Annotated in this window: 15 protein-coding genes; 7 read left to right on the top strand and 8 right to left on the bottom strand. The window is 46.3% G+C overall.

The features are described from left to right. Positions 1–220: 220 nt before the first annotated feature. Positions 221–1,006 (bottom strand): PspA/IM30 family protein, encoded by a 786-nt coding sequence (locus tag QUA10_RS23420; RefSeq protein WP_333085035.1) that lies wholly within the window; start codon positions 1,004–1,006, stop codon positions 221–223. A 70-nt stretch (positions 1,007–1,076) separates the two neighbouring features. Between QUA10_RS23420 and QUA10_RS23415 the strand changes: the two genes are divergently transcribed. Beyond that, positions 1,077–1,253, top strand: a complete 177-nt coding sequence (locus tag QUA10_RS23415) for a hypothetical protein (RefSeq protein ID WP_333069845.1) — start codon at positions 1,077–1,079, stop codon at positions 1,251–1,253. Between the two features lie 54 nt (positions 1,254–1,307). On the opposite strand, the gene QUA10_RS23410 is transcribed toward QUA10_RS23415, so the two are convergent. Both QUA10_RS23410 and QUA10_RS23405 read right to left on the bottom strand, forming a co-directional pair. After that, entirely contained in the window at positions 1,308–2,012 is a 705-nt protein-coding gene (locus tag QUA10_RS23410) for a PspA/IM30 family protein (protein WP_333085036.1), read from the bottom strand. A 144-nt stretch (positions 2,013–2,156) separates the two neighbouring features. Further along, the gene (locus QUA10_RS23405) at positions 2,157–3,380 is read right to left on the bottom strand and encodes an SPOR domain-containing protein (protein ID WP_333085037.1); all 1,224 of its coding nucleotides are present in this window, start codon (positions 3,378–3,380) and stop codon (positions 2,157–2,159) included. A 485-nt stretch (positions 3,381–3,865) separates the two neighbouring features. On the opposite strand from QUA10_RS23405, the gene QUA10_RS23400 reads away from it, so the two are divergent. Then, a complete protein-coding gene (locus tag QUA10_RS23400; protein ID WP_333086384.1) occupies positions 3,866–4,195 on the top strand; it encodes a hypothetical protein in 330 nt (109 codons plus the stop codon). A 223-nt stretch (positions 4,196–4,418) separates the two neighbouring features. Here the strand turns inward: QUA10_RS23400 and menB are convergent, their stop codons facing one another. Together menB and QUA10_RS23390 are read right to left on the bottom strand one after the other, a co-directional pair. After that, positions 4,419–5,252, bottom strand: coding sequence for a 1,4-dihydroxy-2-naphthoyl-CoA synthase (menB, locus tag QUA10_RS23395; RefSeq protein ID WP_190745409.1), 834 nt, complete (start codon positions 5,250–5,252; stop codon positions 4,419–4,421). A gap of 306 nt (positions 5,253–5,558) precedes the next feature. Then, a complete protein-coding gene (locus QUA10_RS23390; protein ID WP_333085039.1) occupies positions 5,559–6,155 on the bottom strand; it encodes a TerB family tellurite resistance protein in 597 nt (198 codons plus the stop codon). Between the two features lie 75 nt (positions 6,156–6,230). Here QUA10_RS23390 and tadA point away from each other — a divergent pair, with 75 nt between their 5' ends. The 3 genes from tadA to QUA10_RS23375 all read left to right on the top strand — a co-directional run bounded on the left by tadA (position 6,231) and on the right by QUA10_RS23375 (position 8,338). After that, the gene (tadA, locus tag QUA10_RS23385; RefSeq protein WP_333085040.1) at positions 6,231–6,731 is read left to right on the top strand and encodes a tRNA adenosine(34) deaminase TadA; all 501 of its coding nucleotides are present in this window, start codon (positions 6,231–6,233) and stop codon (positions 6,729–6,731) included. 283 nt (positions 6,732–7,014) lie between these two features. After that, complete coding sequence (locus QUA10_RS23380) at positions 7,015–7,743, top strand: lysophospholipid acyltransferase family protein (protein ID WP_333085041.1); 729 nt, start codon at positions 7,015–7,017, stop codon at positions 7,741–7,743. A 226-nt stretch (positions 7,744–7,969) separates the two neighbouring features. Further along, positions 7,970–8,338 carry a hypothetical protein gene (locus QUA10_RS23375; protein WP_333086383.1) on the top strand — a complete coding sequence of 123 codons (369 nt, stop codon included), beginning with the start codon at positions 7,970–7,972 and terminating at the stop codon, positions 8,336–8,338. A 181-nt stretch (positions 8,339–8,519) separates the two neighbouring features. On the opposite strand, the gene QUA10_RS23370 is transcribed toward QUA10_RS23375, so the two are convergent. The 3 genes from QUA10_RS23370 to QUA10_RS23360 all read right to left on the bottom strand — a co-directional run bounded on the left by QUA10_RS23370 (position 8,520) and on the right by QUA10_RS23360 (position 13,391). Then, complete coding sequence (locus QUA10_RS23370; RefSeq protein ID WP_333085043.1) at positions 8,520–9,284, bottom strand: ABC transporter ATP-binding protein; 765 nt, start codon at positions 9,282–9,284, stop codon at positions 8,520–8,522. 231 nt (positions 9,285–9,515) lie between these two features. Beyond that, on the bottom strand, positions 9,516–9,644 hold the full coding sequence (locus tag QUA10_RS23365; RefSeq protein ID WP_333085044.1) for a hypothetical protein: 129 nt from the start codon (positions 9,642–9,644) through the stop codon (positions 9,516–9,518). A gap of 27 nt (positions 9,645–9,671) precedes the next feature. After that, positions 9,672–13,391 (bottom strand): HEAT repeat domain-containing protein, encoded by a 3,720-nt coding sequence (locus tag QUA10_RS23360; protein ID WP_333085045.1) that lies wholly within the window; start codon positions 13,389–13,391, stop codon positions 9,672–9,674. 522 nt (positions 13,392–13,913) lie between these two features. Between QUA10_RS23360 and gor the strand changes: the two genes are divergently transcribed. Next, positions 13,914–15,257, top strand: coding sequence for a glutathione-disulfide reductase (gor, locus tag QUA10_RS23355; RefSeq protein ID WP_333085046.1), 1,344 nt, complete (start codon positions 13,914–13,916; stop codon positions 15,255–15,257). Positions 15,258–15,441: 184 nt separating this feature from the next. Continuing rightward, the gene (locus tag QUA10_RS23350; RefSeq protein WP_333085047.1) at positions 15,442–15,978 is read left to right on the top strand and encodes an opioid growth factor receptor-related protein; all 537 of its coding nucleotides are present in this window, start codon (positions 15,442–15,444) and stop codon (positions 15,976–15,978) included. Positions 15,979–16,191 lie beyond the last annotated feature (213 nt).

Genomic DNA, 16,191 nt, shown 5'->3' with positions numbered 1-16,191 from the left:
CTGACCTCCCAAGCTAGCCATCTTGCAAGGAATAAAATTACTCTCTCACTTTTTAAACACTTAATTCCTTAAGTCAATATAAAGATAGTTGACAAAACATATGTTTTGTGTAACAAAAAATTACAAAAAAAACTCCGACCTCCCAAGCTAGCCCTGTAGGTCGGCGGAGCATTCTATCAAACCTGCGATCTGAGAAATAGGTAAATTTTGATAGAGATTACTACATTTTATTGAGCTGCGATCGCAATTCTTCCAACTCAGCGTCAATCACCGGGCTCGACTCCGAGCTACTAGCTGCTGCCGTTTTACCCGCTGCCGGCAATTGACCTTGAGACACAGAACCCCCAGTCAGTTGAGCTTTCATCTGTGCCAACTCGTCGTCAACATCACCGCCGCTTTCGAGCAAGCGGAACTGTTCCTCTAAATTGCTGCCGCCGGCCGCCAATTCTGCCGAAGCCCCCGCGCGAGCTTCAATCTGCAAAACTTTTTCTTCCATGCGATCAAAAGCCGCCATTGAACTGCCAGTATTCAAGGTGCCAATGGTATTGTTGAGCTGTTCCTGAGCTTTAGCAGCGGATATCCTCGCTTTGAGCATATCCTTCTTAGTCTTAGCTTCGGAAATTTTGCTCTCCAAACCGATCAAGTTACGCTTGAGACTTTCCACCTGAGCCGATTGCTGATCCAGACTCGCTTTCAGCGTAGCCGCCGTTTCAGCGTGAGACTTTTTGCGAATTAGCGCTTCCCGGGCCAAAGTCTCGTCTCCTTTTTGCAGGGCGAGCTGAGCGCGCTGCTGCCACTGGTTAGACTGAGATTCAGCTTGATTGTACTGAGTCTGGGTGCGCTTTTGAGTGGCGATCGCGCTGGCAACGGCCTGACGCAACTGCACCAAGTCTTCCTGCATATCCGTAACAGACTGTTCTAAAATCTTTTCCGGGTCTTCAGCTTTATTGACCAGATCGTTAAGATTGGCTTTGACGACTCGGCTAATGCGGTCAAATAATCCCATAATGCTATTTTTCCTGGGTGAGGTGTACGAAGTAGGCGGAAAGCAGGCTTGATAGCCCTAGCCCGCAGTTGTGAAATTCACTCTTGTCAGATTTTTAGTGCGATTTAGTTTTTGGCAATTTTTGCAGACAGATAAATCCAGTTTAAAGCGATCGAGTAATGTGATGCAGGCAAGCTTATTCATGCACCTATCTATTGAGTTTAACGTCGATCCGGGAATTCCCCAACAGGCTTCGAGCCATCTCTAGCTAGGCTGTTGAGAAGTTTTTGCTCGTCCTGACTCTTGTTCTGTTGGCTGGGGTTCAGGATGCGGGCGGCTCGCTCGACGGCAATTTGGGTGTATTGTTGCCCGGAAGCATTTGTGCTTTCATTGCCGCCAACTCGGTATCCACATCGTCGGCACCTTCGAGAGAGAGAAACTTCTTTTCTAAATCATTAGTTCCGAGTTCTGCGATTGCTTCGGAGCGAGCTTCTAGCTGCATGACTTTCTCTTCCATCCGTTCAAACGCGCTCAAAGCGCTGCCGGTACTGAGATTGCCCATCATTTCTTGCAGCCTTTCCGACGATGCGGCCGATCGAGCTCGGGCAATGTACATATCTTTTTTAGATTTTGCCTCGGAAATTTTACTTTCGAGCGTCCGCATATTTTCTTTAAGTTTAGTGACAACAGCCGATTGCTGATCCAGACTGGCTTTCATCGCCGTTGCCGTTTCTTGATAAGATTTCTTGCGTGTCAGAGCTTCCCGCGCCAAATTTTCCTCGCCTTTTTGCAAAGCTAGCTGCGCCCGCTGATGCCATTCTGCTGCTGTAGACTCAGCTTGGGAACACTGTCGTTCAGTGCGTTTTTGAGCTGCAATCGCTCCTGCCACAGCTTGTCTGAGCTGCACTAAATCTTCCTGCATATCCATTACAGCCTGTTCCAGAATTTTTTCTGGATCTTCTGCTGCCCCGACCAAACTGTTAATATTGGCTCGAATCACTCGCCATAGGCGATCGAATAATCCCATTTTGCCCGTCTCCCGATTTTATTAAATTTTAGATTTAGGACTGGGAATTGACAATTACAAAACCAATTTTGTGTTAGACAAAACATTCATCATTGTCTAGCTTTGTCTAACAATTTAGTTAAAGTTTTTCACCCTTTACCTAATTTATGGTTGATAGTATTGTGGCTTCACCCCTTTTTCTTGGAGTTCTTTCACCAAACGTTCTGCTGAGGCAGGATCGTTCAAAGCCCCCATTTGGATCTTGACACCCTTTGAGAAGTTTCGCACGTAGGCATCGGGAACAGCGGTTCTGGCTTGCTGCAGCGATTTTTCGTCGGTGTAATCGGTGACAACGTAATAGAAACCGTCGGCGGCCCGTGCAGGCCTTCCCAGCGGGGATGCGGCTGCTGGGGATGCGGCTGCTGGGGATGCTGTCGCCGGGGATGTGGCGGCTGGCTGGGCTGGGGAGGGTGTTGGAGGCAGTGTCGGCAGTGTCGGCACTGGCTGGGCGGCGCTGGGGCTGGGAGTGGGAAGCAAAGCTCTACTCAGATTGTTGAGTCCTTGTTCTCTGCCTCTGGCCGGGTTGCCGTCTTCTGTAGGAATCGGCACAGCCCCGCTGGGACCTGGAGGCGCTGGCGGAGTTGGCGGGATTGATGCTTTTGGTGACGGGGAAGGAATCGGGCTGACTGTCGGCTGGACATTGCTGAGAGTGCTCAAATCTAGCTCGACAAATTCCTTGGATACCAGATTTGGAGCTTTCGGCAGTTCCTTGGTGCTGGTATCTGAGGTGGAATTAGAGGCGGGACTGTCGATGGGAGAGGGTGAGGTGCGGAGCAAACGGTTCAGGCCAGCCATCTTAACTAGATTTGACGGGTACATGACGGCGTAGCCCAAAGCTGTGCATGACAGCAAAAACAGCAGCATCGAACTCAGTCCCAAGGGAGTTAACAAACTGGCAGCTAAACTGCGTTCTACCGTAGTCTCAGCTTTTGACTCGTCCAAACTTTCGATCAGTTTTTCGCTGGATTCGAGATAATTGTTGGGTGCGAAGGCACTGCTAGATAATTTTGTGCCACCCCTGGTAGTTGCTAGCGGGGCATCGCCCTGAGTGCCGGCAAGGGATAGGGGCAGCGATAGCGGCTGCTGGGTTTCCTCCGCATTCTCTGGCGCCAAATTTTGGGCTAGCTGTTGCTCGGTTGTGGCTGTTTGCTTGCCGGTACGAACTGAGGGCGACACCCACTGTTCGGCGCGCCTCCTGTGCCTTCTGTATGTTGTCAGTTCTGCTTCTAGATTTACATCTAGACTCCCCAGGACTGCTTGCAAAGCAGGGTTGATTGGGGTTGAAGAGGATTGATGATTTGGGGATTCAACCGAAGAACGCTTACTCATTAGCAAAACTCCTACCGCCTCTGAATTAATTTTAATGTTTTGATTGTAGATATAAACAAGAAGCTTGAAAACTTGCCTATTTTATGATTAGCTACTTTTGGCGTCAATGCAACAGGGGCCAGATCGCCTGCTGTCGCTCATCGGCAGCTATTTTTCATTTTCATTTGAAAACTTAATTGTTGCTGTTTCCCGGAGGCTGCTTACCGACACTCTCAGCCACTTTTTGTATCCTGAGCTACCGCTTATTTGTGACCTTTCATACTCCTTGGGTATTTGTACTTTTTCTTGATCCCTAACGCCTTTATAAACTTTTAACCTATGTTTTTACCTATACAATGAGCAACTACCGAGCTAATTGTTTCTATATATAACGAGATTATAAATAAATTATAAAATTTAATTATACTTCGGGGATCGCTACAAACCAGACAGCATAAAGGTTGGGATGCTCTAAAACCTGCTAGCTCTACAAAGGAGAATTAGAGATGAAAATGATTTCCCTAAGAACTTTTATGCAAACCTCATTAACTTCACCTTTAACTTCAGCTTGTGGTCACTGCCGCCACTATACCCCTGAGGGCAGACGCGGGGGTGTTTGCGCTCTACTAAGCGGCCCGGTTCAAAGTCACTGGAAAGCTTGTGCTTTAGCGGTTTCGCCTTTTAGGTCATCTTGGGAAAACATAGAAGAAATTGGAATGTGGCAAGAATCGACTCTGACGCTGCAGGATGCCACCGTCACTCTTTCCGAGCGCCATGCCTGCCAGCTTACAGGCACAACGTTAACCGAAAAATCCGCTGCCGCAGTCTCGGTTTAGTTAGTCGGCAGCAGGATAGGTCATACCATTTTCGATTTTCGATTGGGAAATCACTGATCATTATCATGGTTGGGATCTGACAAAGCAGTTTCATTCTTTTTTGGAACTGGTATCAATAGTCACAATTTTGGACGATCGGGTGCATTTGGCTTTACTAACTCATAAAAATCAGCAGCATCTACCTTAATATGAGCGCATAAAAAAAACTGATTTCTCCATCCCGCTATGGCAGCCAAGGATATTGACTAAAATCAGGTTGCCGTTTTTCCAAAAAGGCTTGTTTGCCTTCGGCGCCTTCTTGGGTCATATAGTACAGCAAAGTGGCATTTCCTGCCAGTTCTTGCAAACCAGCTTGACCGTCGCAGTCGGCATTAAAAGCAGATTTCAAGCAGCGAATCGCGATCGGGCTTTTTTCGAGAATTTCTGCAGCCCACTGAATCCCTTCTAGTTCTAGTTGTTCGACGGGCACGACGCAGTTGACTAAACCCATTTCTAGGGCTTGCTGTGCGCTGTACTGGCGACACAAAAACCAAATTTCTCTGGCTTTTTTCTGGCCGACGACTCTGGCAAGATAGCTAGCTCCGAAACCACCGTCGAAACTGCCGACTTTGGGGCCGGTCTGTCCGAAAATAGCATTGTCAGCAGCGATCGTCAAGTCGCAAATTAAGTGCAGAACGTGACCCCCTCCAATTGCGTAGCCTGCAACTAAAGCAATTACAACTTTGGGCATAGATCGAATCAACTTCTGCAAGTCGAGCACGTTCAACCGGGGTATGCCACCTTCGTCTACATATCCCGCCGAACCCCGCACGCTTTGGTCGCCGCCGGCGCAAAAGGCGTATTTGCCGTCTGTATGAGGCCCCGCACCTGTGAAAAGGACAACGCCGATTTTTGTGTCTTCGCGGGCATCAGTAAAGGCATCGCACAGTTCCTGCACGGTTTTGGGACGGAAAGCGTTTCGTTTGTGAGGTCGATTGATGGTAATTTTGGCGGTGCCGCCGCTTTTGTGATAGAGAATGTCTTCGTAGGTTTTGGCGGTTTGCCATTCAATTTGCATAATCAATCAATTTGAGATTTGAGATTGAGCTGAGTCAATCAAGGCAGCGACAAGTCGCTTTTAGATTTTAGAGGTATTCGGTTCAATGGGATACAAGGGTCGATCGACTCTTGGCCAAAAAATAAAGCCGGACTTAGGCAGAAACCAGGTTTTTGAGCAAAATACGCCCTGCAGCGCTCTTGATAGGGGTTAAACAACCTGTTTTTTGAATGTAAGAGCGCGCAATTCCCATCTCAAATGGACACAGCGTCAAATCCTCGAACTCTTCTCAGGACTTTTACTGCTCCAAAATTTATATGTGCTGGATTATTTGCGGAGTAAAATACTCAGCAAGTGCTTTGCTGCTTTGCCAAATACCGGATCGCGGGACTCGAATTCGCTGGGATCGAGTAAAGCTTGAACTTCGGCAAAAGCTTGTGAGTCGAGGGTTCCTTCTTTAGTAAATAAAGTGTCTATGACTGCAATGTGTCTGGAGTCGAGGCCGAGCCGATTTGCGATCGACTGTAAGTACATTTGCTCACGCATATCGATGTGTCCGTCGGCCGCTGACATTTCGTAGCCGGAACCGATAAGCAACAGTTTTTCTGATTCTGAGAACAAAGCTGTCAGGGTTAGCAATTCCGTGGGGTTGAAGTAAACCTGCTGTTTGGAGACTCCTTTGACAAGGCGCTGAATTAGTTCTACCCGATCGCGGTCGCCGCTGGCAAAGGCTTTGAGAGTCTTTTGCAGCCGTTCTTCTTCTTCAACTGCGATCGTCCTGTCAATAATCATCACTCCGCGCAGGATGGAAATCAGAGCAGTCAGAAACACTACCAAAGGAGTGATATCTTGTTCGCGCAGCTTTTGCCGGCTAATGCGGCACAACAGCTCAACAATTTCAGTGGTAATCGTAGTGGTGTCCATAATTAAAGACTTTCGATTAAGCTGTAATGTAACTTTCTTTATCGATCTTAAGTTTTTCTGCTACTTAGGTATGACGTGAATTGTAAAGCTGAGCCGTTGTCTATTAGTGATACTACTTATTTTATTCACAAACGCTGGATGACTAGGGCTGTCGAACTGGCACAAGCAGCCGGTGATGCTGGTGAAGTACCCGTTGGTGCTGCAATTGTTGACGCTACTGGCAAATTGATTGCCGAAGCGCAAAATCGGCGAGAGCGAGACTGCGATCCGACTGCTCACGCTGAAATCTTAGCTTTGCGGGCGGCCGGCCAAGTTTTGCAAGACTGGCATCTTAACCAATGCACGCTCTACGTAACGCTGGAACCTTGCCCGATGTGCGCTGGTGCGATCGTCCAAGCTCGGATTGGTCTGCTGGTATACGGAGCAGATGACCCGAAAACTGGCACGATTCGGACTGCGGCTAATATTCCAGATAGCGCGCATTCGTGTCATCGCTTAGAGGTACTCGGCGGTATTATGGAGTCTGTTTGTCGCGATCAGTTGCTTTCTTGGTTTGAAGCGCGGCGGAAAAATTAACAGGTAAAATTTTTTACTCTCTTCTGGGCGAGGTTTAATCGAAATTGACCATTTAGCTGAAATAATAGATCCGTAATTGCCCGATCAAGCTTTCCAGGCGGCCGACTGCTCTGTATTAGTGCTGTCCGGTTGGTTGAGGTTTTACCTGTTAGAGATTCTCTCTTGCGGGCGCGATCGCTCGATCGGTACAAGGCCAATAGCAAAAGTGTCCCGACCCAAAAACTAAAGATTTGTCCCATCACTTACTTTAGACTTGAGATATCGAGAGAGCAGCTTAATTGCTATGCCCCACACCGCCACGATCGCCGTTGAGTCCAGTAAATCATCTCTAGTGAAGCCAATGCCTGCCAAGGTAGCATCTAATACCTCTCGCGTTTCTCCTTGGTTAACCTCCTTGCTCTATCCGCTAGGTCACTATGTTGTCCTACCGTTTCATTTTGGCAAGATTGAGATAACCGGACAGGAGCACTTGCCGAAAGACGGGCCTGTCATTTTAGCCCCTACGCACCGCTCCCGGTGGGATGCCCTGATGATGCCCTATTCAACTGGACAGAAGGTGACTGGACGCGATTTGCGGTTTATGGTAACTGCTGATGAGGTCAAAGGAGTGCAAGGTTGGTTCATCAGACATTTGGGGGGGTTTGCTGTAGATCTCAAGCATCCGGCAATTGGCAGTCTCCGTTATGGGGTGGAACTACTCCTCGACAAGGAAATGTTGGTGATTTTTCCCGAAGGCGGCATTTTTCAGGATGGCGAAGTTCATCCGATTAAGCCGGGATTGGCGCGTTTGGCAATGCAAGCAGAGTTGAGCAAACCGGGTTTGGGAGTAAAAATTGTACCGATGAGTATCCGCTATCGCCCGCGCATTCCTCAATGGGGTGCTCAGGTAAAAATTGCGATCGGTTCTCCGATTTCTGTGGCGGATTATGCCCATGGTGGCGGTGGTAAAAAAGAAGCACGATTGTTGAGTGCCCAGATCGAAATGGATCTTAAAAAGCTTGATGAAAGTTGAGGGGAAGTTCGGCAACGGATTATGTAACGGATGTAACGGATTGAAGGAAGTTCGGCAACGGATTATGTAACGGATGTAACGGATGTCAGGAAGAAGGAAGTCGGAAGAAGGAAGAGGGAAGAGGGAAGAGGGAAAAAGGAATTATGGTATAATGTTTTCGGGTGCTGTGGATAGATGCAGCACTTATTTGGCTGCTTTGTTATGTCTGTATTAAGTGTGAGCATTAATGGGTTGTGCTTTGAACTTTAAGCCGGGTCAAATTGTCAGTTTAGAATGTGGAGATGCGTGCCTGCATTCCGAGGTAATTCAAGTGGTTGAGGCACGTCAAGTTTGTTGGGTGCGCCCTTTGATGTTAGTTGTATCGGCGTCGGAGAAAGATTTATCGGCAGAATACACTTTATCGGATTTGCGAGATGGTGCTGATTTGCTTTGGCCGCTTAGCTTGTTTCGGGCGGCTTTAGATACTGAGGTAATTTCACTGTTGACCGAGTTGCACTCTCTGGATGCTGAGAAAAAGGATGGTGCGATCGCATCTCGGCAACTTAGAGATTTTGTCGATCGAGTTTGGGAAGCTTTTCCGAGTGCTTTTCATTAAGCAGATATCGGGTGTTTTGTCTATTAGTCCGCCAGGGGTTGAAAACCCCTGTCTAATAGCTAAAGTCCTCTTGCGTAGGACTGATACCCTCTTAATTCTTCAGTCCGCGTAGGCGGACTTCGTTGGTCTAGAAGCGATTTCAATCGCCCAATTTTCTTTTCGCTTTTCGCGGACTATTATACTAAAATACCGCGTGTGAAAGCTCTTCCGGGTTGAGATTATTGTGAATAACTTTACCGTCCCGGAACCAGACAACGCGGCGAGTTTGGCGCGCCACTTCGGGTTCGTGCGTTACCATAACAACAGTCATGCCATTTTCATTGAATTCGGTAAAAATATCCATTACTTCTTGAGTAGTTTTTGTATCCAATGCACCTGTAGGTTCATCAGCCAGCAACAACACGGGACGGTTGACAATAGCCCTGGCGATGGCTACCCGCTGCTGCTGTCCTCCTGATAGTTGATTCGGTCTGTTTTGCAGCCGACTTTCCAAGCCTACTTTTGTTAAAGCATCTACTCCCCGTTCGCGTCTTTCTGCTGCGGGAATGCCGGCATAAACCATCGGTAACATGACATTTTCTAATGCTGTCAATTGAGGCAACAGGTGAAATTGTTGGAAGACAAAACCTAATTTTAAATTGCGAATTCCGGCTAATTCTCCTTCGGGCATTTGGGCGACATCTACGCCGTCTAAGTAGTAACTGCCGCTCGTAGGTCGATCGAGACAGCCGATAATATTCATAGCTGTAGATTTGCCGGAACCCGATGCGCCCATAATCGAGCAATATTCTCCTTGTCTTACGGTCAAGCTGACGCCGTTTAAGGCGCGAACTTCCAGGTCGCCAATCCCGTAAACTTTTGTTACCTCTTCCAGACCGACAACAACGGGCTTTGAGAGGACTTGCGGGTCGAGGTCTTGGTATGTATCGGTTTGTAGTTCAGGCATTTTTTTTTCTGTGCGATCGACACAACTAACTACTAACTTAACACTTCTTATCGGTTTTGGCGGCTGGAAGGGCGATCGTTTGGACGCTAATTGACGAGAGATAAAAAAACTAAATCTTTAACGACGTGTTTGTGAGTTGTTTGATGAGAGTCATCTGATGTTCTAGCACTAGATAGTTATCTAATTTGCTTTTTCCAGCGCGGGTCAAGCCTTGATTATTGTGGGCATAAATTAGGTGGAGGATATGCTCTTTTGCTTCCTCGGAGAGTGGAAAGTTGATAAGGCTGCGGGGAGTGTGGCCGTCGCCCAAAATTCTACTATTTCTGCATAAGCTTGGGGGCTATTAGTAGCTACAGTCATATTTTATTTCTGCTTTTTGTGGTTTGATCACAGCTTCTCTAATTCGGTCAACTTTTTCTGGGCAAACTGGCGGACTTGTTCATCTGGATCGTTAGCAAATCGATCGCGAAGTATTTCTAAAGTTTTTGGGCGATCGGGGTATTGCTTGACCATGATTTCAAGTGCTGCTTTTCTAGGATGATCTTGGAAGTCAGACTGACTTTCAAAAGGATCATTGATAGCTATATCGCACAACCATTGAAATATTTCCGGGTCATCTTTCCAGCCCCGTGCTATTTCTTGGACTGCTGTGTGTCGCACATCCGAATCATCGTCGGATTGAGCGCGTTGTTTGAGGAGAGGTAAGGTTTCCGGGTCATCTTTCCAGCCCCGTGCTATTTCTTGGACTGCTGTGTGTCGCACAGGCCAATAATTGTCAGATTGAGCGCGTTGTTTAAGGAGAGGTAAGGTTTCCGGGTCATCTTTCCACCCCCGTGCTAATTCTTCGACTGCTGCTTGTCGCACATCCGAATCATCATCAGATTGAGCGAGTTGTTTGAGGAGAGGTAAGGTTTCCGGGTCATCTTTCCAGCCCCGTGCTAATTCTTCGATTGCTATGTGTCGCACAGCCGAATTATCATCAGATTGAGCGAGTTGTTTGAGGAGAGGTAAGGTTTCCGGGTCATCTTTCCACCCCCGTGCTAATTCTTCGACTGCTGTTTTTCGCACAGCCGAATTATCATCAGATTGAGCGAGTTGTTTGAGGAGAGGTAAGGTTTCCGGGTCATCTTTCCACCCTCGTGCTAATTCTGGGACTGCTGCACGTCGCACAAGCCAATTATCATCAGATTGAGCCAGTTGTTTGAGGAGAGGTAAGGTTTCCGGGTCATCTTTCCACCCCCGTGCTAATTCTTCGACTGCTGTTTTTCGCAGAGGCCAATCATCATGAGATTGAGCCCATTGTTTGAGGAGAGGTAAGGTTTCGGGGTCATCTTTCCACCCCCGTGCTAATTCTTGGACTGCTGTTTGTCGCACAAAAGTCCAATGATCATCAGATTGAGCCCATTGTTTGAGGAGAGGTAAGGTTTCGGGGTCATCTTTCCACCCCCGTGCTATTTCTTGGACTGCTGCACCTCGCACAGGCCAATCATCGTCAGATTGAGCGCGTTGTTTGAGGAGAGGTAAGGTTTCCGGGTCATCTTTCCACCCCCATGCTATTTCTGGGACTGCTGCACCTCGCACAGCCCAATCATCGTCAGATTGAGCCAGTTGTTTGAGGAGAGGTAAGGTTTCCGGGTCATCTTTCCACCCCCGTGCTATTTCTGGGACTGCTGCACGTCGCACATCCGAATCATCGTCAGATTGAGCGAGTTGTTTGAGGAGAGGTAAGGTTTCCGGGTCATCTTTCCACCCCCGTGCTATTTCTTTGACTGCTGCACGTCGCACAGCCGAATTATCGTCAGATTGAACCAGTTGTTTGAGCCAAGGTAAGGTTTCAGCGCCATCTTTCCAAGTAAAGGCGATCGCACTTACTGCTTGAGTACGAATTTCATTAACTAGATTAGCTTCTTTTCCATAAGGCGGATAATAGTAATTGAGGTCGTACTTGGTTAACTCTTTTAAGCGTTCAAGCAATTGACTCTCAACCCCAGCAATCTCTTTTCTATCCCTCACCTCATCCAAACACTTCGCCGCCAAAAACAGATTGCGGAACTTTTGGGCTTCCCCATCCTGTTCAATCAAAAACTCAATCAATTTCCCCGTCAAGTTTCCAGGAATCAATCCGGCAATCAAGCACAAAACTTCCTGCCAAGATTCATCATCCCAGTGCTTGCCAAAAACCTCGGTTTTCAACTCCTCCCGTAAAATTTCTGGTGTCTTATAAAGCCTTTCCACCACCTCCGACGCACAGAAATATTCCAAAAAACTTCGATGCACAAACCCATAAGTATCCGCACCCAAATAACATAAAATAAAGTTGCGAGTTCGCAGTTGGTTAATTATCAACCTTGCTCGCTCTGTCGGTCGATCGAAATCTTTATTCTTCAGATATGCTGTCAGGGTATTCTCCAAATCTTCCGCACTAATAATATTGCCAGCCAACCCTTCAGGTGCTGCTTGCATTTTGTAAGCGACTCGCCGCAGCATTTCTTGCTTATCTTTAGCATCAATAGTTTTCGGATCGAGCCTGCTATCCTCTACTAAAGACCTTTCCACATCCCATTGATAAAGCAATACGCGCGAAGCTTGATTGTAAAGTTCCGCCCTGTCTCTCGGCAATTCTTGCCCGCGATTTAAAATCGCCATAATCGTCAACAATAACGGATTACCCGCTAAATCTCGAATCGTTGATGAATACGCTAATGCTCTTTTCATGCGCTCACTAATCCGCGCTTTTTCCCCAGCATCAGTAAAAGTTAATTCGTGCCAGCGGCGAACAAAATCCTGAATTTGTTCCGCGTTCAAATCTTGGAGAATAAAGTGATGAAACTCTGCATCTTGCAACCGTTGAGGTTTGTAACCAATAATCCGAGACGTGACAATCACTCGCACGCGGGGATACTCATTGGTAAACCGATGAATCGCCGTAATTACATCTTCTCGTTTCCCGGCATCGAAAATTTCATCTAACCCGTCGAACATCACCACAGCCTCGCCTGCTTTAAGCTGTTCATGCAATTGATGCTGATTCAAGTGACAAATTGAACCGGGACTTTGATGAAAAAATTCGAGGAAATTTTTGCAATGCCCTGATTCCCCGCTGCGAATGTAAGTCCGCAATTCTATTAGCAGCGGAATCGGCAGAGATGTCAGGCTATTTAAGGGCGATCTCGCCCAGTTTAATGCTAAATATTGTAACAGAGTAGATTTGCCAGAACCCGGATCGCCTAAAATAACAATGTAGGGATACTTTTGCTTGTCATTGATAACATCTAACACGGATACGATCGGCTGAGAAAAATAACCGCGCCGATATTTCTCTAAATTTTCTAGATCGATCGCGTCTAATTGATTGCTGTCTTGCAGCCGCCGTTGATGTTCTTTAGGAATTTCGTAAGCTTGGGGCACAAATGATTCGTAAATCGATCGCACATCTTGGAAAATAAAGATTTGCCAAACCTTCAGTTTTTCCCGATAATCGTAGGTATTGGGATCGACGCTGCTTAAATTGAGATTGCTGTAACGCTCGCACAAAGCTTCTTGATATTGCCTCAAGTCAAAATCGGGAATAATCCCCGCCGTTTCTTGAGTATTTTTCTGAATACTATCGAGATTTTGAGCCTCCAAAATATTTCGCAAGTCTTTTGAGTCAAAGAGAATTTCTTGAACTTCCACGAGATACTGGTCAGCGATGGTTTGCCACTTAAATTTTGGCGGCAAAGAAGTTAAATTTAGTTGACTCCAGGTTTGTTCGAGAATTGTTGCATCGAGAGATTCGCGATCGCTCTCAAAAGCCTTGCCCAAAATTTCCTTAACGGATTTGTTATTGATAAACTGTTTACCATCTTTAATATACAGCTTAATTTCCTCTGAGGGAAGTCGGCAAAATTTCAACTGCTGTTCCACCAAACCCAAAAACTTTTTGAGGGCTTTGCCCGCTGCGACTTGTCGGGGGTCTTTTTCGCCAAATAAAACGTTTTTCAGGGAATCTTTAAAAAAATCTTTAGCAAAATCCTTCGCGCCGTCTTTGACTAAATCTTCTAAGATGGGTTTGACGAGAATGCCAACTCCCTGCGCCACTCCCCAGATCACAAGCCACTCGCTCATAAAGCTAGCCCGAGAATTAATTTATCTTTATAATATAGCAATTATCAAGGATTGATAAAATTATCAAAAATTGTAGGGTAATCTCCCGTGATTGGCCCGATAGGTTAGGGTAGTATCAGTTTTCTGTCGCTGCGCTGCGATTAGCCCCGATCTCGCCTGATTGTTGCCCCCTACTACCCCTTAAAAATCGGGAAGACCATCAAAGTTGCGCTTTTTTACAGGGATTTACGGGAGTTAGACTCGGCTATAACGAGCGATCGACAATTCGGTCTTTCCTTCTTAGTAGCGCTCTCAAAAGAGTAAAATTTTAATATTTTTTTTGTCGATCACTTGTGCTATACTCTAATAATCGGAGTGTGATCAATTTTATATTAAGGCACAGATTCCTATTATTAAATAATACCTGGTCAAGGGCAAAAAGTAAAGTAGTTGACCCCAAAAAAAACAAAAAATTTTTGAGATATCATTAAGAAAAGTAAACCGTAAAATTGGTAAGTTGGCGATAAAAAGGTACAGACAATTATGACATACGACTACGACTTGTTTGTGATAGGTGCGGGTTCCGGCGGATTGGCGAGTTCCAAGCGAGCAGCATCCTACGGCGCAAAAGTGGCGATCGCCGAAAATGACTTAGTAGGCGGAACCTGCGTAATTCGCGGCTGTGTCCCCAAAAAACTGATGGTGTACGCCTCAACATTTTCGCACCTTTACGAAGATGCGGTGGGCTACGGTTGGAGTCCAGTAGAAAGCAGTTTCGACTGGGAAAAACTCGTCACCACGGTAGACACAGAAGTGCGCCGACTCAGCAAACTGCACATCAGCTTCCTCGAAAAAGCTGGAGTTGAATTAATTTCAGGATACGCCAAATTTATCGATCCTCACACCGTCGAAGTTGGTGACAGAAAAATCACCGCAGCCAAAATCTTAATTGCTGTTGGCGGAGAAGCGCAAAGAGTCCCAATTGTCGGCATCGAACACGCGATTACCTCTCGCGAAATCTTCCTGCTAAAAGAGCAGCCAAAACGGTTGGCAATTTGGGGCGGCGGCTACATCGGCGTCGAATTTGCTTGCATTATGAACGGCTTGGGAAGCAAAGTAACTCAAATCATCCGCCGTGACTTAATTTTGAACGAGTTTGACACAGAAATTCGCACCAACGTGCAAGAAGGAATGATTAAGCACGGAATCGAAATTTTGACAGAAAGCTCGATCAAGCACATTGAGAAAACCCCAGAAGGCTTAAAGTTAACTCTGTCGGGAACAGCCGAAGGAACGCTAATAGTAGACGCGCTGTTGTGCGCTACCGGGCGTCAGCCTAATTTAGAAAAATTGGGTTTAGAAAATGCGGGAGTAGAAACAGATAAAGGTGCGATCGCAGTTACCAAAGACAGCCGCACCAGTCAGCCGCACATTTTTGCAGTCGGAGATTGCACGAACCGGATTAACTTAACACCAGTTGCGATCGCCGAAGGACGCGCTTTTGCCGATACTGAATTTGGTAATAACCCCAGATCGATCAGTCACGAAAATGTTGCCTCAGCAGTATTTTCGCAGCCGGAAGCCGCTACAGTCGGCTTAAGCGAAGTGCAGGCTAAAGCAAAGTTTCCCGACTCAATTAAGTGCTACACAGCCAAGTTCAGGCCTATGTTTCACGCTTTGACAGGCGCAGACGAGAAGACTTTTGTCAAGTTAGTTGTTGAAACTAATACTGACAGAGTTTTGGGCGTGCACATGGTTGGGAAAGACGCGGGCGAGATCATTCAAGGAATGGCGATCGCTGTTAATATGGGAGCTACGAAGAAAGACTTCGACGCGACTATTGGCATTCACCCATCGACTGCGGAAGAGTTTGTGACTCTGCGGTAAACAAGGCGAAGTAGCCAGAGACTTAAGTCTCTGGCTAATAGCTACAGTCGGTTAAAACTGACTCAAGAAATCTATTTTGAAAAGCAGGTAGGATACCTGTTCCACACAAGAATTAAATTTTCTGGTTGTGGGCTGGGCGTCCCGCCCGCCCAAAAATACAATTTAGATAAAACACAACTTATTAATGAGTGATTCAACCAAACACAACACAATTTTAGCATTCTATCTCGGTCAGCAGCCTGATTCACAAGGCCGGGCGATCGAGGATATTTGGTCGTGGGATTACCAGAAGCTGGAATCCGTACACAATTACATTCAATGGCTGTTTCCCCTAAGAGAAAAGAGTCGCTTTAATTCCAGTGCTCCAACTTTAAATGATGAGGTAATTAAAGCTTTTAGAACAAGTGAAGAGTTGAAAAATCGCTTACTCCATTCGTTCAATGTCATGCTGGCATTTTACGGGTTGGAATGCCGCGAAGGGGAAAACGCAGAAATTGTAATTGCCAAATCCGCAGAATATTTGTCAAGAAAAAGAGAGTGGATTCAAAAATTTAATCACAACTACCTGCGGCTGACTAGAATTATCATAAGTTTGACAGAGTTGGGATTGGAAAATTACGCTTTAGCTCTTTTCAAATGTTTAGATGAACTCTATAATGAAGATCCAAAAAGTATTGGTTTAGAGACTTATACTTATTGGAAAAATGCTATAAATAGTTAGAACTCACATCTTGTATTCTTGTTAATAACGGGCAAGATGCCCGTTCCACAATAAAATTGAGTTTTGTGGAACAGGTCTCTTGCCTGTTAGGGGCGGGCTAGAAGCCCAACCCTTACTCCCCACAAAAAAATTTATTTAGGGTTTGCTGAATAATTGATCGCAGACCACTAGCAGGAGCGATCGATATATTCAAGGTGAGTTAAATATAAGTTT

It is taken from the genome of Microcoleus sp. Pol8_D6 (assembly GCF_036700965.1).
Taxonomy (GTDB): domain Bacteria; phylum Cyanobacteriota; class Cyanobacteriia; order Cyanobacteriales; family Microcoleaceae; genus Microcoleus.
Note: the sequence above shows the minus strand (reverse complement) of the source record. Positions and strands in the feature narration are given on the sequence as shown.

Coding starts and splice junctions, on each gene's coding strand:
- QUA10_RS23420 (WP_333085035.1), bottom strand. CDS start 1,006: ATGGGATTATTTGACCGCATTAGCCGAGTCGTCAAAGCCAATCTTAAC.
- QUA10_RS23410 (WP_333085036.1), bottom strand. CDS start 2,012: ATGGGATTATTCGATCGCCTATGGCGAGTGATTCGAGCCAATATTAAC.
- QUA10_RS23405 (WP_333085037.1), bottom strand. CDS start 3,380: ATGAGTAAGCGTTCTTCGGTTGAATCCCCAAATCATCAATCCTCTTCA.
- QUA10_RS23400 (WP_333086384.1), top strand. CDS start 3,866: ATGAAAATGATTTCCCTAAGAACTTTTATGCAAACCTCATTAACTTCA.
- menB (WP_190745409.1), bottom strand. CDS start 5,252: ATGCAAATTGAATGGCAAACCGCCAAAACCTACGAAGACATTCTCTAT.
- QUA10_RS23390 (WP_333085039.1), bottom strand. CDS start 6,155: ATGGACACCACTACGATTACCACTGAAATTGTTGAGCTGTTGTGCCGC.
- QUA10_RS23380 (WP_333085041.1), top strand. CDS start 7,015: ATGCCCCACACCGCCACGATCGCCGTTGAGTCCAGTAAATCATCTCTA.
- QUA10_RS23375 (WP_333086383.1), top strand. CDS start 7,970: ATGGGTTGTGCTTTGAACTTTAAGCCGGGTCAAATTGTCAGTTTAGAA.
- QUA10_RS23370 (WP_333085043.1), bottom strand. CDS start 9,284: ATGCCTGAACTACAAACCGATACATACCAAGACCTCGACCCGCAAGTC.
- QUA10_RS23365 (WP_333085044.1), bottom strand. CDS start 9,644: ATGACTGTAGCTACTAATAGCCCCCAAGCTTATGCAGAAATAGTAGAA.
- QUA10_RS23360 (WP_333085045.1), bottom strand. CDS start 13,391: ATGAGCGAGTGGCTTGTGATCTGGGGAGTGGCGCAGGGAGTTGGCATT.
- gor (WP_333085046.1), top strand. CDS start 13,914: ATGACATACGACTACGACTTGTTTGTGATAGGTGCGGGTTCCGGCGGA.
- QUA10_RS23350 (WP_333085047.1), top strand. CDS start 15,442: ATGAGTGATTCAACCAAACACAACACAATTTTAGCATTCTATCTCGGT.